At 54.1% G+C, this 23,587-nt stretch carries 16 protein-coding genes; 4 read left to right on the forward strand and 12 right to left on the reverse strand.

Going from position 1 to position 23,587, the window contains the following annotated elements; all coding sequences use genetic code 11:
• Positions 1 to 179: 179 nt before the first annotated feature.
• The 4 genes from Pla22_RS09090 (at position 180) to Pla22_RS09105 (ending at position 9,646) form a co-directional block, all read left to right on the forward strand.
• Positions 180 to 1,322, forward strand: coding sequence for a WD40 repeat domain-containing protein (locus Pla22_RS09090; RefSeq protein WP_165440575.1), 1,143 nt, complete (start codon positions 180 to 182; stop codon positions 1,320 to 1,322).
• Between the two features lie 183 nt (positions 1,323 to 1,505).
• Positions 1,506 to 7,286 carry an SdrD B-like domain-containing protein gene (locus tag Pla22_RS09095; RefSeq protein ID WP_390620259.1) on the forward strand — a complete coding sequence of 1,927 codons (5,781 nt, stop codon included), beginning with the start codon at positions 1,506 to 1,508 and terminating at the stop codon, positions 7,284 to 7,286.
• 207 nt (positions 7,287 to 7,493) lie between these two features.
• Positions 7,494 to 8,396: a diguanylate cyclase gene (locus Pla22_RS09100; RefSeq protein WP_146514331.1), complete on the forward strand. Its 903-nt coding sequence runs from the start codon at positions 7,494 to 7,496 to the stop codon at positions 8,394 to 8,396.
• Complete coding sequence (locus tag Pla22_RS09105; protein ID WP_146514332.1) at positions 8,393 to 9,646, forward strand: serine/threonine protein kinase; 1,254 nt, start codon at positions 8,393 to 8,395, stop codon at positions 9,644 to 9,646. Before Pla22_RS09100 ends, Pla22_RS09105 begins: the two co-directional genes overlap by 4 nt.
• A gap of 41 nt (positions 9,647 to 9,687) precedes the next feature.
• Here Pla22_RS09105 and Pla22_RS09110 read toward each other — a convergent pair whose 3' ends face one another.
• The 12 genes from Pla22_RS09110 to fusA form a co-directional block, all read right to left on the reverse strand.
• The gene (locus Pla22_RS09110) at positions 9,688 to 12,459 is read right to left on the reverse strand and encodes a DNA translocase FtsK (RefSeq protein WP_146514333.1); all 2,772 of its coding nucleotides are present in this window, start codon (positions 12,457 to 12,459) and stop codon (positions 9,688 to 9,690) included.
• Between the two features lie 178 nt (positions 12,460 to 12,637).
• On the reverse strand, positions 12,638 to 13,039 hold the full coding sequence (locus tag Pla22_RS09115; RefSeq protein ID WP_146514334.1) for a hypothetical protein: 402 nt from the start codon (positions 13,037 to 13,039) through the stop codon (positions 12,638 to 12,640).
• Complete coding sequence (locus tag Pla22_RS09120) at positions 13,036 to 13,509, reverse strand: hypothetical protein (RefSeq protein WP_146514335.1); 474 nt, start codon at positions 13,507 to 13,509, stop codon at positions 13,036 to 13,038. Before Pla22_RS09120 ends, Pla22_RS09115 begins: the two co-directional genes overlap by 4 nt.
• A 59-nt stretch (positions 13,510 to 13,568) precedes the next feature.
• Entirely contained in the window at positions 13,569 to 14,327 is a 759-nt protein-coding gene (locus Pla22_RS09125; RefSeq protein ID WP_146514336.1) for a hypothetical protein, read from the reverse strand.
• Between the two features lie 81 nt (positions 14,328 to 14,408).
• A complete protein-coding gene (locus tag Pla22_RS09130) occupies positions 14,409 to 14,891 on the reverse strand; it encodes a type IV pilin protein (RefSeq protein ID WP_146514337.1) in 483 nt (160 codons plus the stop codon).
• Positions 14,888 to 15,985, reverse strand: a complete 1,098-nt coding sequence (locus Pla22_RS09135; protein WP_146514338.1) for a type II secretion system F family protein — start codon at positions 15,983 to 15,985, stop codon at positions 14,888 to 14,890. Before Pla22_RS09135 ends, Pla22_RS09130 begins: the two co-directional genes overlap by 4 nt.
• 45 nt (positions 15,986 to 16,030) lie before the next feature.
• Positions 16,031 to 17,791 (reverse strand): GspE/PulE family protein, encoded by a 1,761-nt coding sequence (locus tag Pla22_RS09140; RefSeq protein WP_146514339.1) that lies wholly within the window; start codon positions 17,789 to 17,791, stop codon positions 16,031 to 16,033.
• A gap of 66 nt (positions 17,792 to 17,857) precedes the next feature.
• Positions 17,858 to 18,481 (reverse strand): hypothetical protein, encoded by a 624-nt coding sequence (locus Pla22_RS09145; RefSeq protein WP_146514340.1) that lies wholly within the window; start codon positions 18,479 to 18,481, stop codon positions 17,858 to 17,860.
• The gene (locus Pla22_RS09150) at positions 18,478 to 19,020 is read right to left on the reverse strand and encodes a hypothetical protein (protein ID WP_146514341.1); all 543 of its coding nucleotides are present in this window, start codon (positions 19,018 to 19,020) and stop codon (positions 18,478 to 18,480) included. The genes Pla22_RS09145 and Pla22_RS09150 overlap by 4 nt, the downstream gene beginning before the upstream one ends.
• Before the next feature lie 23 nt (positions 19,021 to 19,043).
• Positions 19,044 to 20,600, reverse strand: a complete 1,557-nt coding sequence (locus Pla22_RS09155; RefSeq protein WP_146514342.1) for a hypothetical protein — start codon at positions 20,598 to 20,600, stop codon at positions 19,044 to 19,046.
• Positions 20,601 to 20,754: 154 nt separating this feature from the next.
• A complete protein-coding gene (locus Pla22_RS09160) occupies positions 20,755 to 21,216 on the reverse strand; it encodes a type IV pilin protein (protein WP_146514343.1) in 462 nt (153 codons plus the stop codon).
• 251 nt (positions 21,217 to 21,467) lie between these two features.
• Entirely contained in the window at positions 21,468 to 23,561 is a 2,094-nt protein-coding gene (gene fusA / locus Pla22_RS09165; RefSeq protein ID WP_146514344.1) for an elongation factor G, read from the reverse strand.
• Positions 23,562 to 23,587: the final 26 nt, after the last annotated feature.

Here is a 23,587-nt window from a genome sequence, read left to right on the forward strand (position 1 = left end):
CCGACTTTTCCGATTGTTCGGGTCATGACGGAATAGGCGTTGTGCCGATCTAAAGAATTGTCTGTGTCCTTGCACGCAGACTCTGCAGCTTTCACGCAACCGGGCTGTGATGTGAAACTGAGTGCATGAACGCGCACTGAGCAGAATCAAGGAAGATTCCGGGGGGAACTTTTATGTCGATGAAGACTGCGCGTGGTCGATGGATTGCGACGCTAACCGCACTGGCTTTTGCCGTAGCAGCGATGCCGGCAGGTTTGCTCGCTCAAACTCCATCGGCCAAAGATATTCGTCCCGAGTCGCTCTTTCCACGCTCTTCAAGCGTTCAAAAGGCTGTTCCACGTTCATCTCTAGCGATCAGGCAAGGTGACGATGCGAAGAAAGATGTCCCCTCCAGGACTGTGAAATTCCGCAGCGAAGCTGGTGAACCGGTCACGGTTACGGCGATAGCGGTTGATCCTATGAGTGATGCCGTGGCGGTTGCCGGTGACGACCATGTTATTCGTATTATCGATAGCACATCGCTTCAAACCATCGAGGAATTGACCGGTCACCGCGATCGGATTCGAACTCTTTCGTTCCATCCTGAGAACGGCCGATTGGTTTCGGCTGGCAACGATGGGCAGTTGATCATTTGGGATAGCAAGCAAGACTACGCGATCCGTCAGCGGATGGAAGGCACACCGGCAATCGCGCGGGTGCGCTATTCAACTGACGGAAACGAAATTGCGGCCGTTGGATTCGATAGCGAAGTCTTTCTGATCGGTAAACGCGTCAGTGATCGACCAAGACTGACTTGTGATTGCCGAGACCTTCGAGCCATCGCTTACCGAGATGACCAAGCGATGTTCGTGGTCGCAGGTCGCAGCGGCGATCTGCATCTGTTTGACACAAAAACAACGACCTTGATCGGCGAATTTCCCATCCATAAAGGTCGTGTTGACGACGTCGTATTTGCGCCCCAAAGCAACATAGCGATCAGCGTTGGTGAAGATGGTCGGTTGGTGACCTTTGATACTCGCACCAAGGAAGTGATCAAGCGAGTATCAATTACCAGCGGGAAATTGTTCGCCGCAACGATGCTCAATAGCCATTGGGTAGCCGTGGCGGGAAGCGACAACGTAATTCGAGTGGTGAATATTGACACTGGTAATGTGGTCGCAATCCTTGAGGGGCATCGAGGAAGCGTGCCAACGCTTGCGGCCAGTGGAGGATATTTGTTCTCGGGTGGTTTTGATGCGACGCTTCGGCGTTGGGCGGTCGTTGATATGGAACCTACCGATGAAAGAATCGCAGAAGGCGATTCACCCGAACAGCGGCAATAAGAGTGCGGCGGCACAAGTAGTCAGCGAACCATGAATTTGAGTCGCTGACGGAAAACAAACAGACCATGGCTCATCGAGACGAGCCGACCACTGAGGCACAGGGAGGTGCCCAGCGTGATGTGGAAACCTAAGAAGAATCAGCGTCATTCGAAACGACGCAGTGAAAATCGTTCCGCCTCTGAAATGGTGCGTCGTCGCGTCCGCGCGCCCGAAGCGCTCGAAGCACGTCGGTTGATGGCTGCCGATCCGATTCACGTCGGTGTTGTCTATCTAGAAACCGACTATTTGGAAACGGACCAGGACGTCGGTGGTGACTCGCGTGGCGACCGATTCATTTTGTCGTTTACCGGCGGAGCGCCCGACACCGAGTTGTCAGAAATTCGCATACGTACCGACAAAGACGGTGACGGAATCTCGGTTGGCGACCCCATCTTTGACACGGAGCCGGGTGGACGAGGCAAAGACGGTAGCCACGATTTTCAAATCGTTCGCGTGATCACCGCGGATGGTCGCAGCGTAGATGCGACGGCTCAGGTCGAAGATGGCGGACAAGAATTGGTGTTGAGGCTGTCCAACTTCAAAGCGGGTGACCGATTGGAGTTCACCCTTGATGTTGATGAAGTACTTCGCAATGCAATCGACCTCGATGTCTTTAATGATCGGCTTGACGTTATCACGTCGGGACAGGAGTTTCAGGACTCGATCCTTGAAGCCACGTTCAACGCGCCGCATTACGAGACCGCTAACGCAGACGCGATATTTCTAAACGAGTATGGCAACCCGGGGGCTACCACGGGTTTGAATTTGCCGCCCGACGAAAGTCCCGATGTTGACTCGCGGCCCAACCGATCGGCCGGTGCGATTGCTTCGACGAGTCAAACTCCCAAGCCTATTGATATCTCGGGCCAAGTATGGGTCGACAACAACCTTGATAAGATTCGTCAGGCAAACGAGAAGCCACTCTCGAGCATCGAAATTGCGCTCTACAAACAAGACGCAAATGGTCAGTTTGTCGATACGGGCCATCGCGCAACGACGGATGCCCAAGGTCGTTATGTGTTTGCCAAATCACTTGGCTTGCTGCCCGGCAGCTACCAAGTCGTCGAGACGCAGCCCAGCGGATATTACAGCGTGGCTGCAGTGCCCGGAACGGTGGCGGGGCAGCCAACTGGTAATGCAGCAAGCGCTGATGTACTGACCAACATCAACATCGAGTTGGGCGATACATCAGCAATCAACTACGACTTTGCCGAAGCGCAACCTGCTTCAGTTTCCGGGTTTGTTTACGTTGACGCTGACAACGATGGTGTCCGCGACGCTGGCGAACAAGGGATCGCCGGTGTCCGTGTGCAGTTGGTTCCGATCAACACGATCGCGCCGGGGTCTTCGTTAACGGTCACCACGGCCGCCGATGGTTCGTACACGTTTACTGGCTTGGCACCAGGAAGTTACGAAGTTATCGAGGTTGATCAACCGTCGTACCTTAACGATGGTCTAGATTCCGCGGGAACAGTGGGCGGGCGAAGCGTTGGTACAGCCCACAATCCCGGCGACCGTATCTCTGGAATCGTTCTGGCGGGCGCCGATGCAGGAGTTGAATACAACTTTGGTGAGACTCCGTTTGGTTCAATCGCCGGTTTCGTTTATCTGGCCGCACCAGGGCAAGACTGCGATGGCGAACATAGTGCTCCCGGCACCAAGCCACTTCCCGGAGTTCAAGTTGCTTTGCAAGACGAGTTTGGCAATACAATTGTCCGAACGACAACGGGAGCCGATGGCGGATACTTATTCGATAACGTTCCCGTAGGCAACTACCGCATCGTTGAGTTCACACCCGACGGTTTGCTCGACGGAGGCTCACATGCGGGAACCATCGGTGGATTGCAAGTTGGCCAGAGTGTCGACGGTGGTTTGATCAGCGGGATCTCGATGACACCGAATGGTGTTGGGGTGGAATACAATTTCTGCGAAGCTGCCCCAGCAGTGATCAGCGGTTATGTGTATCACGACAAGTCCGATGACGGAGTTCGCGGTAGCAGTGAAGAAGGTATTCCCGGAACCCAGATTGCTTTGGTCGATGCCAGTGGCAAAACCGTTGCCACGACGGTCACCGATAGTACCGGCCGATACGAGTTTAAAAACGTTTTGCCAGGCGAGTATCGACTTGTTGAAACTCAGCCAACGGGTTTCTATGACGGTATTGATACGCCCGGAACCATCGATAGTCGTGTTGTCGGTCAAGCGATTGACGAAGACACCATCACTGCGATCGTGCTCGCTCAAGGTGTGACAGGGATCAACTACAACTTCGGTGAACTGCGACCTGCGTCACTTTCAGGTCGCGTCCATGTGGATGTTGATGGAGACTGCATACTCGACGACGATGAAGAAGTTTTAGCCGGAGTAACGATTCGGTTGCTAGATTCGACGGGCAAAGTAGTCGCGACGAAAGTTACCGATACGAACGGTCGTTACACGTTTGAGAATATTAAACCGGGCGTCTACACCGTCGTCGAAGAACAACCGGAAGGGTTGTTCGAAGGCGATGCCATGCCTGGTTCGGCAGGCGGTACGGTTGAAAACGGCAGTCGCATCGGCACAATCACCTTAAGCTCCGGTGAAACTGCTGTGGAATACGACTTCTGCGAGCGCCCGCCAGCTCAACTTAGCGGAAACGTATTCGCTGATCGCGACCAGGATTGTGTCTTTGATGCGGATGAGCCTGGACTCGCCGGTGTCCTTGTGGAATTGTTCGATGATTCCGGCAATCTGGTTGGTTCCACTCGAACGGACGCCAGCGGCAACTACAACTTCACGGGGCTTCGTGCTGGGAACTATACCGTTCGCGAAACTCAGCCATCTGGATATCTGCAAGGCAGCCAAATGGCCGGCAGCCATGGCGGTGACGATTCCGTCGACGACGTGATCTCACGGATACGAGTTGGCTGGGGTGAGCGTTTGACTCAGTACAATTTCTGCGAACTCGAGCCATCTTCGATCTCAGGTTTTGTGTACGTCGATGGAAACGGGGACTGTGTTAAGGACCCTGACGAAATGCCGCTCGCGGGTGTCGTCATTCAATTGCGGGATTCGAGTGGGAAGGTCATCGACACAACGACCACTGATGCCGAAGGACGCTACACATTCGGTAGTTTGACACCGGGCGAGTACCAAGTTTTTGAGCTACAACCCGATGGCTACTTCCAAGGCGGGCAGACTCCCGGTACCGGCGAGGGACGAGTCTTAGGGGAAGACTTGCTGGGGGTAAAGCTTGCTGCCAACCAAGATGTTGTCGACTATAGCTTCTGTGAACTTGGCCCTTCCAGCATCAGCGGTTTCGTCTACGTCGATAGTGATGGTGATTGCGAACGCGATGAGAACGAAATGCCACTTGCGGGTGTTGTGATCCAACTTCGCGACAATGACGGAATCGTTATTGAAACAACGACAACCGATGCATTGGGCAACTATCAGTTCGACAATCTGCCACCGGGCACGTACCAGATCTTTGAGCTGCAACCCGATGGGTATTTTCAGGGTGGGCAAAAGCCAGGCACGGGCGACGGACGTGTTTTGGGGCGGGACTTGCTTGGCGTCAATTTGTCTGCCAATCAAGATCTGATCAACTACAGCTTCTGTGAACTCGCACCATCGAGCATTGGCGGATTGGTTTACGTAGACAGCGATGGCGATTGCGAACGAGACGAAGATGAGCCGCCGCTTGCGGGCGTTGTTATCCAGCTTCGCGATGTCGATGGCAAAGTGATTGACACAACCACCACCGACGCGACTGGTAACTATCGTTTTGATCATCTGGCTCCAGGAACCTACCAGATTTTCGAACAGCAACCCGATGGATTCTTCCAGGGTGGTCAACAAGTCGGAACTGGTGATGGTTTCATGCTCGGCCAAGACTTACTTGGCGTGAATCTGACTGCCGGGCAAGACTTAATTAACTACGACTTCTGCGAGTTGCCACCTGCGTCAATTAGCGGACGAGTTTGGCATGAATCCAGTCCTAATCGTGTCTTCAATGCCGGCGATGTGCCTATCTCGGGCGTGTTGATCGAGTTGATTGGCGAGGACGGCACCACTATCAAGCAGACTCGCACCGATAACGCCGGCAACTACTATTTCGACTCACTTGCGCCAGGCGTGTACAGCGTCCGCGAATATCAACCGCAAGGTTTGTTCCACGGTGGTGAAGTTGTGGGGGATGCAGGGGGACAGATTGGTGGCGATGACTTGTTGGTCGGTATCACATTGCTAGGTGGTGTTCACGCAACGGAGTACAACTTCCCCGAAGTTCCACCTGCGATGATTTCAGGATATGTCTTCCAAGACGGCAGTGAGATCATCAGCGAGGGAGCTATCGCTCCCGAGGATCTGCGTGATTATCGAGATGGCCAGTTGACCAGCGACGATACACGGCTGAGTGGAGTGACATTGGAACTGCGAAATATCCTGGGACAACCCTTGGATTCTTCGCGGGCGTTGACCGGCACCTACGGTGACGGACCTATTCGCGTCGTGACGGACGAAAACGGGTACTACGAATTTGCCGGTCTGCGTCCAGGTACCTATCACGTCTACCAAGTACAACCTGATGACTATGCCGACGGATTGGATACCGCCGGATCGACGGGCGGCGTAGCCGTGAACCCCGCGGATCAACTGGGCGAGTCGGATCAACTCGTGATTCAAACACTTGCAGCCTCTGAAGCGACGGACCCCAAGGATGACGCGATTCTGAATATCACGTTGGCCGGTGGCGGAATTAGCCAGTCGAACAACTTCAGTGAGATCATCATTCGCCAGCCACCTCCATTTCAACCTCCTCTTCCTCAAGTCGAGAAGATTGAGATCCCTAAGGTGCTAGCACCAATCGAGCAGTTCGATCCTCGTATTCGGTTAGTCGCCTTCGGCGAACCGCTACCCGGACGCGTATCCATCTACGGCGACGATGAATGGGCTGTGTCTTGGCACCTGAGTGTGATCAACGGTGGAGAGAACGGCGAATCGCAAGAGCAGCGAGGCACCCTTGGTACGGACGGTGTGATTCGCAGTGCAAGCTTCCGCGAGATGAACGAGGCGGGAAATTCAACCGATCACAAGCGGGGACGATGGACCGTAGCCGATCGTACGGGAAAGATTTCGAAGGTTGGCGAAGGTTTCGACCTCGGTGAAGAGGATGCGATCGCATTGACCGGCGATTTTGACGGTGACGGTTTCGACGAAGCAGCAATCTTTGTCGGTGGGCAATGGTTTGTTGACCTCAATGGTAACGGCCAATGGGATGCGGGAGACCTTTGGATCGGACTTGGCACCGCGCTTGATCGTCCAGTGGTGGGTGACTGGGACGGCGACGGCAAAGACGACGTCGGTATCTTTGGTCGGCGTTGGCAACGCGATGCTCAACGCATCAAACGTGACCCTGGACTTCCTGACCCTGAGAACAAACGGCGTCGCCAAGTCGATTCGCGGAAAGCCGCGCACCGAGGCGAGGACCGCGGCGAGGATCGCAAACGATTGATGGTTCGAGGCGATGACGGAACGCTGCAGGCCGATGCTGTGGATCACGTGTTCCAGTACGGCGAACAGGTCGATACACCTATGGCTGGCGATTGGAACGGCGATGGTATTGACCAGATCGCAGTCTTCCGTGATGGCAACTGGATGCTTGACGTCGACGGCGACGGACGTTGGACCGATGCGGACGAAAAGATCAAGTTCGGACGTCCGGGTGATGAACCGATTGTTGGGGACTTTAACAACGACCTCGTCGATGAAATTGGCGTCGTCCGTGGAGACATTTGGATCATTGATACCGATGGCGATCGCAAGCTTACCGGCAATGACCTGCAAATCCGTGTGCCGCGCAATAGCCCTGATAGCCAACCCATCGTCGGCGACTTCGATGGCGACGGCTATGACGAACCGGGCTACTACGACGAAGCGAGTTAACACGAATTTGCATGTCTCATTTGCGTGATGATTGACACAACCGTTATGTCCGGCAGGGTTGCATGCCGGATGGTTGTGATCGGACACGATTGAGAACTTTGATGTCCAGTGGGTGCGATCGTGTCCCAGCTTTGAGGGTGGCCATGGAGATCGCTCCGCACGTATGGCCAGAGATCTTCCCCTGGTCCTCTCAAAGTCCCGATCGCGATGTCGCAGACGGTTCAATCAACGGTCAACTACCAGCACGATTCCGGCATGGACACGGAAGCCTTGTCTAGGTTTCTCGTGCAGATTCATCCCCTAGATATCGATCGCGGTCCTCTCCGATTAGACGACTTGGTAACTCTTGGACGCTCGAGTGGATGCACAATTCATATTGAAGACGACTCGGTATCTCGTCAGCACGCCCAAATAGAACGTGGCGTCGACGGGTTTCAAATCACCGATCTGGACAGCACCAACGGAGTGCAGGTCAACAACGAGTTTTGCAACGAAAAGGTTCTGCAGTCCGGCGATCGGATCCAACTCGGTAGCCGCGTCTTTCGATTCTTGTCCGACAACGATTTTGAATCGCAGTACCATGAAACCGTTTACGCGATGATGACGCGAGACGGTTTGACGGGAACTTACAACAAACGCTACTTGGTGGAATGTCTCGGTCGAGAAGTTAGTCGTTGCAAACGCTTCGATCGTCCGATCGCTATTGCCATCCTGGATATCGATCACTTCAAAGCGGTGAACGATACTTATGGTCACCTTGTTGGCGACGAAGTGTTAAAGGAACTCGCCATCCGCTTATCGGGTGTCCTTCGCAACGACGAGGTATTGGCTCGATTCGGTGGCGAGGAGTTCTGCGTGGTCATGCCGGAAGCGGATGCTGCCCAAGGATTCAAAATCGCTGAACGCTGTCGACTCGCCATCTGCAACACGCCATTCTCGACGCGAGCAGGAAAGTTGGACATCACCGCTAGCTTTGGCGTGGCATCCCCGGATCCCACAACGTTGACGAACCCCGAAATGTTGATGTCGGAGGCGGATCAGCGACTTTATGAAGCTAAACGAGTCGGACGAAATTGCGTGGTGGCAACACCCGTGGGAGTGCGGTCATGAGCGATCATCCGACGCTTGCGAGTCATCGCAGCGGCCAAGCGATAGCAGGTGCCAAATTCCACGATCCAATGTCTGGCGTCGTGCAAGACGCTAACGCAACGTTGGACGATTCGTGGACTGGCCGAACTCTAGGTGAGTACGAGTTGGGTAAGAAGCTTGGTGAAGGGGGCAACGGAGAAGTGTTTGCCGCACGACACCGTTGGCTAGACCGTCTTGTCGCCATCAAGTTTTTAAAGCCCACGTCACTAGAGAACGACGACCTCAACGAACGGTTTCGGCGCGAGTCGCAAATGGCGGCTAAGCTGATTCACCCGCACGTCGTCCGTGCCACCGACGGTGGGATGGTGGGGAAGTTGCTGTTCCTAGTGACTGACTATGTGAACGGTCCGGATCTCGGCCAGCTCGTTCAACGCAACGGACCGCTGCGCGTCAACGATGCGTGTGAAATCGTGTTACAAGCCAGTGATGCGTTAGCTTTTGTTGCCAGTAAAAACACGGTTCACCGCGATGTCAAACCGTCCAACCTAATGTTGGATGACGATGGATGCGTCAAACTTCTTGATCTCGGTCTAGCACGTTCGCTCGATCACGGTCACACCATGACGGCGACGGGGCAAGTGATGGGGACGATCGATTACATGGCTCCCGAACAAGCGGTCGATCCGCGTCGTGTTGATTGCCGTGCGGACATCTATAGTCTCGGATGCACTTTGTATTTCTTGCTGGCAGGGAAGTCGCCCTATTATACCGATGATCTGGGGACTTTAGCAGCGAAGTTACTCGCAACCATCGAGTCCGACCCGGTTCCGCTGCATCGTTTGCGTCGCACCGTACCACGCTCACTCGCGAACTTCGTTATGCAAATGATGGACAAGGATCCTGGACGACGACCGCAAGACTATTCTCATATTCGAGAAACGTTAGCAAATTTTTCAATCGGATCCGACCTGCGGGCCTTACTCGGCCAGCAACAACAATCGTCCACGACGCAGACGTTCAAAGGCGCATCACCGCTGACGAGGTTGAGCGATGCGTTCGACGATGGAGTACGTGTGTTTGCCTATTGGTTAGCTGAAAATTGTGGATTCATTGCCGCGGATCCTGTCAGCCGTGCAGGTCAGCGCAAGACCTATCGAATCAGCTTCCAATGGTTAAAGTTCGTGTTGGTGTTCGCGGCGTTGGCTGGTCTGTTTTGGTACAGCGGTTTCCATTTCGAGTACATCCCAGCGGATCAATCGCAATTTCCTTGACCATGTCTTGGGGCAAGTGGGACGTGCGGTGATGCAATGCGTTACTCCACATCCTCGTATTCTTCTTCGTCTTCGTACTCATCCTCGTACTCTTCGCCATCCTCTTCCTCTTCTTCCTCGTATTCGGTTTCGTCGTCTGAGTCGTCGTCCGCATCATCTTCATCTGACGCATCGTCGTCTTCGATACCTTGCAACGCGTTCCATTGGGCCATCGTCATGATCACGTCGCGTGCCTTACTGCCGTTGTATTGACCAACGATTCCGTCTTCGGCCATGAAGTCGATCAATTTGGCAGCGCGTCCGTATCCGATGCCTAGGCATCGCTGAAGCAAGCTGCAAGAACCACGTCCTTCTCGGATCACAACTTCGATGGCGCTGTCGTAGAGTTCGTCGCGATTTTTGATTTTCTCCATCGACGCATCGCCACCGCCTTCTTCTTCGACCTTGAGATTCATCAGTTCGCCGACAAAATTTTGCTCGCCCATGCTGCAGTGCGCCGTGACCGCATCGATCTCTTCGTCAGACAAGTACGTGCCTTGCCCGCGGATGAGTGTGCTTGTTCCCGGCCATAGAAACAGCATGTCACCATTGCCGAGAAGCTTGTCCGCACCGTTTTCATCTAGCACAACGCGAGAGTCCGTTTTGGACGCCACTTGGAAGCTTAAACGCGCTGGAAGGTTACTCTTGATTAGGCCTGTGATAACGTCGACGGTTGGTTTTTGAGTAGCCAGAATCAGGTGAATACCCACCGCTCGAGACTTTTGAGCGATCCGAATGATGTGCGTTTCGACATCTTTGCCAGCCGTCATCATCAGGTCAGCCATTTCGTCGGCGATGATGACAATGAACGGTAGCTTGTCAGGAACATCCTTCGGATCATCGGCTTCATCCACTTCGAGCCGTCGCAGTATTTCTTCGCGACCCAGCGCGTTAAAGCTATTGATGTGACGGACGCCGACCTTTGCTAACAGTGAATAGCGTTCTTCCATCTTCTCGACCGCCCAGGCCAGGATTGCCTCGGCCTTTTTCATGTCGACGATGACCGGGTGCATTAAGTGCGGTAGTTGTCCGTATCCACTTAATTCCACCATTTTGGGGTCGATCATTAACATGCGAACCTCATCCGGCCGGCAGCACATCAAGATGGACGAGATGATCGTATTCAAACACACACTTTTACCCGTACCCGTTCGACCAGCGATCAACAGGTGAGGCATTTTGGCAAGGTCGACGACCATAGGATTCCCCGAAACGTCCTTGCCTAAGAAAACAGGGATGTTCATTTTGGCGCTGCGCGTATCGGATTCTTCAATGACGTCGCGCAGCATCACCACCTGGCGATGTTCGTTGGGGATTTCGATACCAACGGTATTCTTGCCGGGGATGGGCGCCACGATCCGGACGCTTGGTACCCGAAGAGCAATTGCCAAGTCATCCGCGAGTCCCGTGATCTTACTAAGCCGAAGCCCGGCTTCCAATTCAATTTCATACTGGGCAATGACCGGACCCGTTTCGATCTCAACGACACGGATGTTGAACCCAAAGTCTTTGAATGTTTCTTCAAGAATGAGTGCTTTGCGGCGAACTTCAACGAGCTGGTCTTCATAGCTAATGTCGTCGCTTTGTTGCAGCAGTTCCAAACTTGGGAGTTGGTAGTCTTCACTGCCTTTCGGAGCTGAGTCTTTGATGCTGTCGTAGAACTCTTGACGCGGATCTTTCTTGTCCTTGCGTTTGGGGGCACGCACACGAGGTTGCGAAACGATGGGCTGAGGTGTTTCGTGGGCTTCGTCCTGTCGTAAGGTGACTTGTTCGTCGTCGACTTCGAGTTGCCGAGTGGGAGCTTCCTCCTCCTCGTCCTCTTCTTCTTCCCAGTAATCTTCCTCTTCCTCGTCTTCTGCGACTTCGTCGACGATTTCTTCCGTCGGTTTTCCGGTCAACGCAGCGGCGGCCATCCCGGCAGCGGCAGCGGCAGCAGCACCCAATCCCGTTGGTTTGCGTTTAGCACGATTGAACTTGATGGTCGGTTCACGTCGTTCTGAAGCTTCGGAACTTGTCGATTCTTCTGCTTCGTCGTCAGTCGCTTCGACGTTGTCGATTTCATCCCCGGCAATCGTGATCGGCTGTTCAAGATCCGTGAATGGGTGACGCCGACGGTTTGCCAAAGGCACGAATCTCGCCGCGCCACGCATCTTGCCTGATACCTTGGCTCCGCGAGTGACGATTGCTCGGCCCGCATAAAGAAGCGCGTAATCAGTCGTTAGTAACAGCCCGACCGCAAGGGTGGTGATTGTGATGATCCACGATCCTGCGGGCGCAAAATGTTCGTGCAGCCACGTTGATGTCATCGCGCCGAGGTAGCCACCGTTTCCAACGACGGGCATGCCATCGAGTGGAGTTGTTGTCAATCCAGCGGCGGTCGCAACGCCCAGAATGACGATCGTTCCGCCAAGCGATCGTAGGACGGGGGCATTCATATGTCCCCTGGTGATCAATGCAGTTGCTACTCCGCCGAGTCCCGCAATCACAAACGCACTCGCCACCCCCATGGCGTCGAGCAACATTGATGAAAGCAGACCACCCCAGTATCCACACGCATTGGTGATCGAATGGTTGGGTGGGTACACCACGTTGTCAGGCTGGTAGAGACTGCTGACCGGCCAAATGGGAGCTTCGATCGGATCGGCGGCACTGTGTGTGACCACGGAGACCGTCAAAATCAATGTCGTCGCGACGAGCGCAATGGCAGTGATGTCACGAGCAAAGTTTGGCTCGCGGATTGCGTCGTCACCCGGTTCGAGAGAAGCAGCCGACATGGGGCAGGTGAAACTCCGTTTCCACAAGATATTCGAATGCTCATGCGTCCTTGCATAGCGTATCCTCAACATCGGCTAGCCGTGGAAGGCGCGACGACTACGATTTCGCCAGTCCTTACAATCCGCATGGCTGGCACACCGGTGCAGCTGGTGAAACACAATCCTGCGTGAAACGCGTCTAGAAGCTCGCTGGCAGTAACGGCAACGTGCTAGCCGTTGGATCTGGATCCGCGGTGACGGTCCAGGCATCAACGTTGCGAACGTAATCGATGCGATACAACGTTGTATTGGCACCAACCGTGTGGCTGTATTGATAGGATCCCGAAGTTGGCGGGTCGCCGGTGTACACGCGGTTGATGGCAATCGAAAGCACCGTCAACGGACCACTCGAATAGCTCTCGGTGTTGAGCCTTGCACGTTCGATACGGGCTGCCGCTTCCAGGTACCGCATCTGGGTCGCCGCTAGTGCCGAGGTGCTCAGGACAACGATGAGCACAATCAACATTGCGTATCCGCCGCGTCTTCGCGACGGGCGATAGGCTGCACTTGATGATGCGATGCGATTGGTTGGGTTACTCATGGCAAATCCGATGTGGCAAAGCGAAACTCTCGTTGCCAATCACCAACGGAGAACTCAAACCAAAGGGAAATCACTCCGCTGTCGATTAGGATCTCCATATCGCTAACGTTCTCGGCCATCACAAAATCGTTTCCTGACACGCTGTCGTTGCGAATGAATCGTTTGGTATCGGTATCGAGGAGGTAGGTAATGATTCGGTCCGAGCCAGACCAATTGGCGGTTCCATCAAGTTGCGAATCGAAGCACAACTGCAATTCAGTATCCGAGACAAGTTGTTTCCCCACCAATCGCCAGCGTTTGGGGTGACCGGATCGGGACTCTGGCAGCGAACCAGCGAAATCGCGTCGCAGTGATTGGCTAAGTACTCGGAACTCGGTAGCCATGCGAGCTTCAGCAATGCCCTCGACAAAACCGCGGCTTATGTCGACCGCAGCGGTCGACGCCATGATGGCGACAAGCGATGCCATCATCGTTGCAAGTGTTGCCTCAAGCAAACTGAAACCCCTTCGACAATTCTGCTGTCGATGCATCATGGGATCTCCAGAGCAGCGGTGGCACCGCCAGTGTTACTTGGGGTGACACTCACAAGTTCGAATCGACGACTTCGAACCGCGATCGCATCACTGATCACGAAACTGCGTCCGGCAGGACCGTCATTGATTCGTATGCGCAGTGTGCCACTAGTGATCGGCATCACTTCGATGCGTTTCCACGAGTGGCCTCCGAAGTGGGTATCGTTACAAGAGACTCGTTGGTCCACGCTCACCACGGAAACAGGTGTGGCAGCGCTCCCATCGAATATCTGATAGATCGTTTCAGCCGCTAACACACTAAGAGTGGGATGAGTGATTAGGATCTCGTAAGTCCCCGCGGGTATGCCCGTGATTCTTTGTTCGGTATAGCTGCCTTCACCTATGTCAGTGGGCTGGTAGTGGTACTTTGCATTGCCACCATAACCGAGACTGGTTGTCCAGTCGTACCATTGGTAATAGTCGGATGAAGCGCGGAAGAAGATGTTATCGGCTGCGCTCGTATTGTCCGTGATCTTCGAAAAGAACGTATCAGGGACGACCGTTCCTGCTGGCGAGACGACTTCGTCAAGTTCAGCAATCACACCCAGTTTGCGAGCCCATTCATCGGGATGCGCATTGATGGCGGCATCTTCATCGGCGAAGGAGTTGAAGGTGCGATTGACCAGTGCTGAGGTTTGCTTGGTGTTGGCAATCGAAACCGAGTAAAGTCCTGCCGTCGAAATCGCTAGCAACACCATTGCAACTTGAACTTCCAAATAGGAAGAACCCTTTCGCAATGAAGAGCGGAATCGGTCGGCTGAAGAACAATACATGACGAGGCGTCGGACGAGATGGACTTAAAAGGACGGTGAGATCTGGGGTGTCGCATTACTAATTGGGCTTTCGGGACCCTGGACCACGCCGCCAATCACTCCGGTTTGATCGACCGTGAATGTTCCCTGCCACGCACCGGTGTAAACCGAATTGCCTTCGTCATCGAAGGAACGGCGGCGGGCTTGGGCTTGAAACGTGGTGTCGTCGGCGGCTGCGATCGAGAACTCATAGCGCGCGGCCGTGACCGTAATATTGCCATCGAGCAAATCAGCGTCGATTAGCGTTTGCAGGTTGGGGGCATAGGTTCGATTGTCGAGCCAATAGAAACGCTGAGCAACCGAAATCGAACGCAGTCCCGCGCCAACCAAGTCAGCGTGAGATTGTTCCATCGCTCGCGACATGCTTGGCGTCGCGAACGAAACCAATACCGCGATGATCGTCATCGTCACGACGACTTCGATAAGCGAAAAACCGTTGCGTTTTGCCGAACGATTGGATTTTATCATTTGACCGTTCCAGACATTTCGAACATTGGGATGTAGATCGCCAACATCACCACGCTGATCACGGCACCCATCACCATGATGATGGCGGGTTCAGCCAATTTGGTTGTTCGCGTCATGAACGCTTGAGTCTTTTCGCGGTAATAGGGAGCCATCTCTTCCATGACAGCACCTAATTGAGCTGACTCTTCGCCCACTCGAACTGCATTGACCATCATTGATGTGAACAAGCCTGATTCTTCGAGTCCGTCCGCTAATGCTCGGCCAGCAGCCATTCGATTCTTGGCCTGCAGTATTGAATCACGATACGGTGGTTGAGCTCGGAAAACATCGGCGACTGTGTCCATTGTTTCGAGCATTGGGACACCACTACGAAGCAATAGTGCGAGGTTTGACGCGAAGCGATACATCGCGGACTGGATCACTAAGTCACCCACAACGGGAATAGCGACGACGACCGAAATGATCGTCCGTCTTCCAGGCTCGGTTTTAGTCCAGCGATGCAGCAGAAATCCGCCAATGCCGATGCCGCCGACGACGTACACCCCGTAAGCGGTGACGAAGTCACTGGCACCAAGAACAAAAAGCGTGATGTCAGGTAGCTTCGCACCCATGTCGTTGAACATGCCACCAAATGTTGGAACCACAAACCACAGCATGACAAGGACTACCAAGAAAGCGACCCCGATTAGCACGCATGGATAGATCATCGCACCGATGAACTTACTTCGTGTATCGGCCGCTTCGCGAATTTGTCGATTCAGATCACCCAAAACGGTATCGAGTTTGCCGGTCGCTTCACCGGTCGCGATCATCGCGACCCAATGGTCCGGAAACATCGCGCCGGCTGACTCGTTCATCGAGGTGTGCAGCGGACTACCCGATGCGACACGCTCTGAAACCTCTTCCATCTTCTCTCGTAGATCTTTGCTCTGGTTTTGTTCAGCCGACAACTTCAAGGCACGCAACATCGGTGTACCCGATGCGAGCAGCGAACCGAACTGCTGGAAAAATGTCATCTTGTCATCGAGCGAGGCTCGACGATGTGATTTCGCCGATACTCGAGCACGCGATAGGAACCAAGATTCAAGAGACATGGGATGAAATTCGAGAGGGGAAGGTTAAGGAGTAAGAAAATAGAGTTAGTGCGACACGCAAATACTGAGGGCCTCGTCGAGACCAGTTTCGCCAGAGCGAACTTTCTCGATTGCACTGTCCTGAAGCAGCTTCATTCCGTCGGCGACAGCGGCTTTCTTCATCATTTCAACGGTGGCGCCGGATTGAATCATTTCGGATAATTGAGTGTTGAGACGAATGATTTCAAAGACAGCCAAGCGTCCTCGATATCCCGTGTCTCGGCACCGGCTGCATCCACCTGGCTTGAATATCACTGCTTTCGAGTCGATGCCGTATTGCTTTGACGAATCAGCGTCCACCTGGGTTGGAACCTTGCATTCATCGCACAACCGACGAAGCAATCGTTGGGCTACCAGCAAGCGCAATGTACTTGAGAGCAGAAACGGTTCGATGCCCATGTCCTTGAGCCGTGTCACGCTCGACAATGCATCGTTGGTGTGAAGAGTTGAGAAAACAAAGTGACCCGTCAAAGCGGCTCGCATGCATATGTCGGCGGTCTCGTTGTCTCGAACTTCGCCGACCATAATCACGTCCGGGTCTTGCCGTAAAAAGGCTCGCAGTGCGCTAGCGAACGTTAGGCCGACCTTGGTTCGCGTTTGTACCTGATTGATGCCACCGAACTTAAATTCGACGGGGTCTTCTACGGTGCAGATATTGGTTTCGCTGTCGTTGAGGTAGTTCAGGCACGAGTACAGCGTGGTGCTCTTACCGCTACCGGTTGGTCCGGTTACCAACATCAATCCGTGAGGGCTGCGAATAGATTCAGAAAGATCACGGTACTGACGCTCGTCGAGACCCAGCGACATCAAGTCATGAGGCAACGAGTTTTTATCAAGCACACGCATCACGACCTTTTCGCCGTAAACCGTGGGGCAAGTATTGACCCGCATGTCCACACGATGATCGCCACTACGAAGGCCAATCGCACCATCCTGTGGCAGGCGTCGCTCGGCGATGTCCATCTTGCTAAGTACTTTCAATCGGCTAATCACCGAGTTGAGAAGTTGCATGGGTGGCGGAGCGATCTCCGTTAGCGATCCGTCGATGCGCAAACGCACTCGACAATTGTCTTCGTAGGGTTCAATGTGGATATCGCTCGCTCGTGTTTGTAGAGCTTGTTCGAAGATGCTGTTCACGTACCTGATGATCCGCCCGTCGCGGCCTGGCGGGGGAGCTTGGTCAAGGTGAACAATCTCACAAGCTTCTGCGGTTTCTTCGTCGTCAAGTTCTTCGTGTTCTTCGACCTCTTCAAAGCTCGCAGTTTGCGTGCTCGTGACGGTATCAGTCCACGAACCTTCTTCGTAGAGGACGCAAAGCAACCGCTCAATCACGCTAAGCGTTGTGAACAACGGTCGCATCTGCCGTCCAGTGATCAGCTTGACTTCGTCAGCGAGAAGCAATGAATCCGGCGAGAAGACAGCGACTTCGATGGTTTGCCCGTCATCGCTCAATGGAGCAATCAGGTGGTCGCGGCACAGGCGACTTGGCAAGACCGATGCTACTTCGGGATCGACCGGTGGCGGTGTGTCGGTTGGTGGATCAAACAGAGGCATCAAGTAGTGACGCGCGTAGGCTTCGGCAATTTGCCGTTCGTTTGCCAAACCGCTTCGGATCACCATTTCTTCAAACGAAACTTCGCCCTTGGTCGGCGAGTTGTATAGATCGTTGAGGCGTTCAGGATCCAATTGAGTCACCGACTGCAGCAGCCGAACGATCAATGGATCGTTGGAACGTGTCTTCGATGAGTGAGCAATGGCGTTGGACATATTGGTCGCCTCGGGCGATGTTTAGGACGGCAATTCGCCGTGAAGGTGTTGGTTGGGATCTGATATTTAGCGATGAAGTGGGTTGTGGGAGCCCATGTTTGTCGGTGGTGGGGGAATGACGTTTGGGAATTGGTTTACGCTTGATGACGAGTCCGTGGGCGGATCAAGATCAAGTGGTTTCGGATCGTTTGTCGTGGTGATGCTTTGTTGGTTGCCGACGTGAATCTTGGCAATGGTTTCTTCGCATCGGACAAGCACGTGATCGCGTTCGACCGACACGATTTCGCATTCATGGCGATTGTTGTCGTTCGTCTTAAGAACATCGCCGGGTAGACGAGGTCGGTTGTTGAGGATTGCCCATTGCTGGCCTGCAATATTGGCGATGCCGGTAAGCGACAAGCCGGCACGCAGTTCGCGTTCGGGAGGTCCAGCGGGACGCGTGGCAGGAATCAACTTACCGGTTTCTTCCTCGACTTCCTTCTCTGCGGTCACTACCAACACAGACGCAAACGGATCGACGGTGATACTCGGAATAGCTGGAGGTTCGAGGTCATCCGCTCGCCAGCGAACGGATGTCGCTCGGGCGATTCCTTCGTTAACGACGGTGGGGCCTGACGGAGGCCAACCAAAATAAATAGCCGCTCCAATCACTAAGGATGGTGGCAACAATTTTTGAACGTTGGGGCTCATGCCTTCTCCTTCATCACTCGTATGGTCACGTTGAGTGACGAGGTTGACCGATTCGGGTTGGGGGGAGCGATGGAAAGCTCCTCGACACGAATCAGGTACTCGTCGCTATCGAAACGATGCAAGATTTTGAGCAGCGATTCGTACGATCCGAGTAGATCCATGTTCACACGAACTGAAAGAAGTGCTCCCATCTTCTGAGGCTCGCTGGCATCAATCCGCATAAGGTCGACTGATTCGGCGCGAACCAAGTCGATCACGTGCGAAACGACAATGTCATTGCCCTTCCCATTCATGATCCTGTCGTCAACTTGGTCGAGGTGATCACGAAGCAACATGACTTGTTCGGCGGTTTGCACTTTCGACTTCAGTCGTGACAACTCGCTTTTGCCTTGCTGCATTTTTCCTTGCAGCGGATCGTTGATGGCGAAGCACATGATTGCCAGCGTGATACCGGCAACGGCCATGCGCATCTTGAACGGATCGCGAAGGAACTCGGCGACATTGTGAAGTTCATCACGCCAATTTTTCTGAGCGGCCATGATTCATCCGACGTCTTTCGACGCTATCGGCCCTTCCTAGTTTTGGCAGTAAAAATGACCGAGAACTCGGCGCCTGCTACACCGGTTTCTGAGTCACGTGTACGGTGCAGATCGCTCAATTCAACAGTTTCGAAGTGGTCAGCGACGCTTTCGATTCCCGCGAAGTTTTCCGCCAGGTTGTTCAGTGATGTTGGCATCGACCCATCTTCAGATAAGGCACACTTGGCCCGCAACGTCATCTTCGCGGGAGTGTCCTTAGACTTGCCTCGAATTGAACGAGCCATTGGCGCGGAGGCGGATATGTTGGTGAGTTGCATGCCCTCGGGTAACTTCGAGGTCACGTCGGCAAGTACGCCGCTCCACATCACTCGCTTGTCCAGAAATTGGCTGACCGCTCCAGCTCGCGCGGAAAGGTTTTCCTGTTCAGGTTTTGGATTGGAACCATCGCCAATGATCGGTGGGGCAGTGGCGACCAACGACATCCGTTGACCTTCGATTCCGTCCAGGCGAGTCCATTGAACAAAAGCCAACACGCACGCGGCGACGACATAGGCGACGATCTCGCGATAAGGAACCACTCGACGAAGCTTTAGCGGATCGCGGTGTTGCCGCACCAAGTCAAAGCCTTCGTCATTGCCTTCAAGAAGTCGCATTGCCAATGACTTGGCAACGTCTTGTCCTTCAAGCGTGGGTTCATCAATCCAACGGAAGTTGCCCGGTAGGCTGCTTTCGAGCCATTGCGAATCCATCAAGGATCGTAATTGACTTCGACCGTGAATCACGACGTTGTCTGGTGTGCGATCAAGTCCGCACGCGGTCGCGGCGGTTTCGAGCGCTCGGATGGCGGAAACGATTCCCGTGCCTTCATCGCCCGCCGGCAACGGAAGTCGCTGCCAATGAATAGGTTTGGCACCTCGGCTCATCACCGCAAGCAAGCTTGTGTTGCCGAGTAATACGCGGGTGGTTAGCGAGTTGCGACGTTCGCGTCCTTCGTAAGTTGGTGCGACGCCGATCAAGCAAGCCGCGGCTGGCTCGACCCTTTGAAGTGAGTGTTTGGTTGCTGCAACGGCGGTGCGAATTCGATCGACGGTTTCGTTGGGAGCAGCGCAGATGCCAGCGACGTTGCGACGATCGGGTTGCCAGTGAATGACGTCGATCGCCATCTGGTCGAGCCGCGCGGAATTGCTTCGCAAGGATTCGCGAAGAAGAACACGAGGTGACGCCGTCGAACCGCCCGTGGTGATCGGGCGTGTGGCAAAGTAGCAATTTTCGGTAGGAATGGCTGCGGCAATGGGCAGCGATTGCTTGCCAGCACCGAGCATTTGCATCAAGTCTTGAAGTGCGGTTGCAAGATCGCCGTTGTCGATTGACACGGTTGCGTGCTGGTAGCGGATGCTGCCAAAGAACGTCTGAATAGCTCGACAACCGTCGAGTCGATCGTTCATGAACAGAATTCCGACGACGTCCGAGCTGGACTGATTGTCGGCATTGGTAGTCATCGTGCTATATCCACACCCGTAGCGAATGAACTTGCCAAAGACGTGCGAAGTCGGGGGCAAGCGGCCTCTTGTCGGAAACATGGGTTTCGACGTGAAAAATGGGGCGGTCCGCTTAGTTCACGGACCACCCCACGACAGATACTCAGTACTGCAGTGAAGTGTGAGCCTTCATCAGCAATAACACTGATTGGATGGCTGAGCCTTGATCGGCTCAGCTTGCGAAGTCAAACCAGGACTAGGTTTGCGACGGATTAATTGCTGCTGGAATATCGCTATTCGCTGAGTCGAAACCGTCTTGATTGAACGTTACCGTGTAAGCACCGTAACCTGAGCTTGCACCGGCGCGAGTCAGGGTCAGTTGCCATGACGTTTCGAGATCTCCGCCGCCCGAAGCGGTGAAGGTTGTCGGGTTATCGAAGTACGTTGGTGCGGATTGGGTCATATCCAAGTCAGCAAAGTCAGCTGCGTAGGTGCCCTGCCGCGCGTAGTAACGTTCTTGAGCGGTTCGCACGGCAGCTAAGTAGTTGTAGGCTTCTGAAGCTTTGCTCCGCTCAACGTTCTGTAGCAAGCGGGGTACTCCGAATGCTGCGAGAACGCCGATGATGATCACGACGACGGAAAGTTCTACGAGCGAAAAACCCTTACGGGTGCGAGCGGCTCGTGGCTCGCTAGGACTATTGAGGGCGATTGATGCCATGGCTATGAAGCCTCCAGCGAAGTTCGGACTGAGGATTGGTTCTGTCATTAACATGGCAAAACGTGCGAAGAACTTCTGCGCAAAACATGCCATGCAGTCCAACCTTCGTTGGTCGGACCTGAAAGAGTTACCTCATCCGAAGGCGCGTGCCGAGAAATGCTTTACAAAAAACCACCAGTCACCTGGAGGGGCAGTAAAAGCTTGACACTTATGCCGATCGTGTGGATTGCGGTATCGATCCGGCTTCGGATCTACATCAAGAATGCATCCGCATCGGCTTTGGGAGCCGGTTGATAGCCCAGCGGTTCCATGCTGCTGCCGGCTCGACCCTGGGACAAACTTCGCACCGCTCCGCTGTAGCCAAACATTTCTTTCAGCGGCGCATGCGCCGTGATCACTGTCATTTCACCACGGCTTTCCGTCCCCGCAATGATGGCTCGGCGTTGCTGCAGGTCACCCACCAGTTCGCCCATGTAGTTGTCCGGTGTTGTCACTTCAACCTTCATAACCGGTTCAAGCAGTACGGGGCCTGCTTCCTCGAGTCCGCGGTCAAACGCATCACCCGCAGCAATACGGAATGCAATTTCATCGGATCCCTCTTCGGCAACTTCCGCAGCGTACGCTTCGAGCTTTACCCCCGAAAGCGGAAACCCGGCAAGCAGTCCACCGCCCGCGGCACGCTCGCGAAGTTCATTCATCGCGGCATCGCGAACGGTGTTGCTGATCGGCGCGTCGGGCGGAAGTCGGTCGAAGACCAAGACCGGAGCTGACGGATTATCCAGTGGAGAAATCTTCACGCTAAGTCGCGCGAACATCTGAGTGGCACCCATTTGTCGATTGCAAACACCCACCACATCCGCAGAGCCCCCGATCGTTTCGCGGTAATTCACTCGTGGCTTGTAGAACTTAACGTTCAGACCAAAATCACGGGTCAAGCGATGCTGGATCACTTCCAAGTGCAATTCGCCCATGCCGCTAATGAGTGTTTGTCCGCTCTCTTCGTTTTCTTGAGCGTGAAAGGTCGGGTCCTGGCGTCGAAGCATGTCGAGTGCTTCTTCGAGCTTCTTTTTGTCAGCGGTGCTTTCAGGCTCGATTGCCATCGATAGCACCGATTCAGCAAAATTGATGCTCGGCAGTTCAATGAGGGCAGACGAGTCGCATACCGTATCGCCGGTGATGGCGAATCTTGGACCGATCACGCAAGCGATATCGCCAGCGGTTACCGAATCCGTTTGGCCGTCTCGATCTTTCTTGGTGGCATGAATTTGCCAAATCTGAGCAATGTTTTCTTTCTTGTTTCGGTTAGGGCATTGGACGCGTGAGTTTTGCTTGAGCACGCCGCTGTAGACACGAATCCAATAATTGTCGCCCGTCTTGGCAGGCAAAATTTTAAACACCAGGCCGCAGAACGGTTCGCTTGGGTCAGGTTTTCTTATGAGTGTCGTCTCTGGTTTCTTAGGATCGATACCTTCTACGGGTGGGCGATCGAGGGGGCTAGGTAGAAAGTTACCAACCGCTGTCATCAAAGGTTGCACGCCGATTCCATGCAAAGCAGAACCGCAGAGCAGCACCTGAATTTTCCGTTCAATCACACCACTGCGCAATGCCGCGATGATCATTTCTCGCGGCACCTCCTTTTCCTCCATCGCCATCAATGCCGCTTCTTCGCTGAGGTCATAAACCGCCTCGAGCATCTGCTCTCGCCACAGTTTGGCGTCGTCGAGCAATTCGGCTGGAATTTCCTTTTCACGAACTTCTTTGCCCTCGGTGCTCGGATCGAATTCAAGCATTTTCAGGTCGATCAGATCAATCACGCCTCGGAATGGATCTTTGACGTGCGAAGGGCCTTCGCCGACGGGGATTTCGATCGGGACCGGTTTGCCACCCAGGCGAGGTCCAATGTCGTTCAAGACGCTTTCAAAACTTGCACCTTCGCGGTCCATCTTGTTGATGAAAACGATTCGCGGAACGCTGTAGCGGTCAGCTTGTCGCCATACCGTTTCGCTTTGTGCTTCAACACCTTCGCGGGCCGAGAACACAACAACCGCGCCGTCGAGAACACGTAGGCAGCGTTCCACTTCGGCGGTGAAGTCAACGTGCCCCGGTGTATCGAGCAGGTTGATGTTGAAGGCGTTCCAAGAGTACTTCACACAGGCACTAAAGATCGTGATGCCACGCTCTTGTTCCTCGGGGTCGTCATCGGTATCGGTGGTACCGTGGTCAACACGTCCGACGCGATGCTTGGCTCCGGACAGGTACAACATTCGCTCGGTCACGGTGGTTTTCCCCGCGTCGATGTGCGCGATGATGCCGATGTTGCGAATTTTGGATATGTCGGAGGCCATAGTTGTGAAAGCAGGTCGTCGGGGAT

This window comes from Rubripirellula amarantea (assembly GCF_007859865.1).
GTDB lineage: Bacteria > Planctomycetota > Planctomycetia > Pirellulales > Pirellulaceae > Rubripirellula > Rubripirellula amarantea.

Coding starts and splice junctions, on each gene's coding strand:
- Pla22_RS09110 (WP_146514333.1), bottom strand. CDS start 12,459: ATGTCGGCTGCTTCTCTCGAACCGGGTGACGACGCAATCCGCGAGCCA.
- Pla22_RS09135 (WP_146514338.1), bottom strand. CDS start 15,985: ATGTCTCTTGAATCTTGGTTCCTATCGCGTGCTCGAGTATCGGCGAAA.
- Pla22_RS09090 (WP_165440575.1), top strand. CDS start 180: ATGAAGACTGCGCGTGGTCGATGGATTGCGACGCTAACCGCACTGGCT.
- Pla22_RS09140 (WP_146514339.1), bottom strand. CDS start 17,791: ATGTCCAACGCCATTGCTCACTCATCGAAGACACGTTCCAACGATCCA.
- fusA (WP_146514344.1), bottom strand. CDS start 23,561: ATGGCCTCCGACATATCCAAAATTCGCAACATCGGCATCATCGCGCAC.
- Pla22_RS09095 (WP_390620259.1), top strand. CDS start 1,506: ATGGTGCGTCGTCGCGTCCGCGCGCCCGAAGCGCTCGAAGCACGTCGG.
- Pla22_RS09115 (WP_146514334.1), bottom strand. CDS start 13,039: ATGAGTAACCCAACCAATCGCATCGCATCATCAAGTGCAGCCTATCGC.
- Pla22_RS09155 (WP_146514342.1), bottom strand. CDS start 20,600: ATGTTTCCGACAAGAGGCCGCTTGCCCCCGACTTCGCACGTCTTTGGC.
- Pla22_RS09105 (WP_146514332.1), top strand. CDS start 8,393: ATGAGCGATCATCCGACGCTTGCGAGTCATCGCAGCGGCCAAGCGATA.
- Pla22_RS09120 (WP_146514335.1), bottom strand. CDS start 13,509: ATGATGGCATCGCTTGTCGCCATCATGGCGTCGACCGCTGCGGTCGAC.
- Pla22_RS09145 (WP_146514340.1), bottom strand. CDS start 18,481: ATGAGCCCCAACGTTCAAAAATTGTTGCCACCATCCTTAGTGATTGGA.
- Pla22_RS09130 (WP_146514337.1), bottom strand. CDS start 14,891: ATGATAAAATCCAATCGTTCGGCAAAACGCAACGGTTTTTCGCTTATC.
- Pla22_RS09160 (WP_146514343.1), bottom strand. CDS start 21,216: ATGGCATCAATCGCCCTCAATAGTCCTAGCGAGCCACGAGCCGCTCGC.
- Pla22_RS09150 (WP_146514341.1), bottom strand. CDS start 19,020: ATGGCCGCTCAGAAAAATTGGCGTGATGAACTTCACAATGTCGCCGAG.
- Pla22_RS09100 (WP_146514331.1), top strand. CDS start 7,494: ATGTCGCAGACGGTTCAATCAACGGTCAACTACCAGCACGATTCCGGC.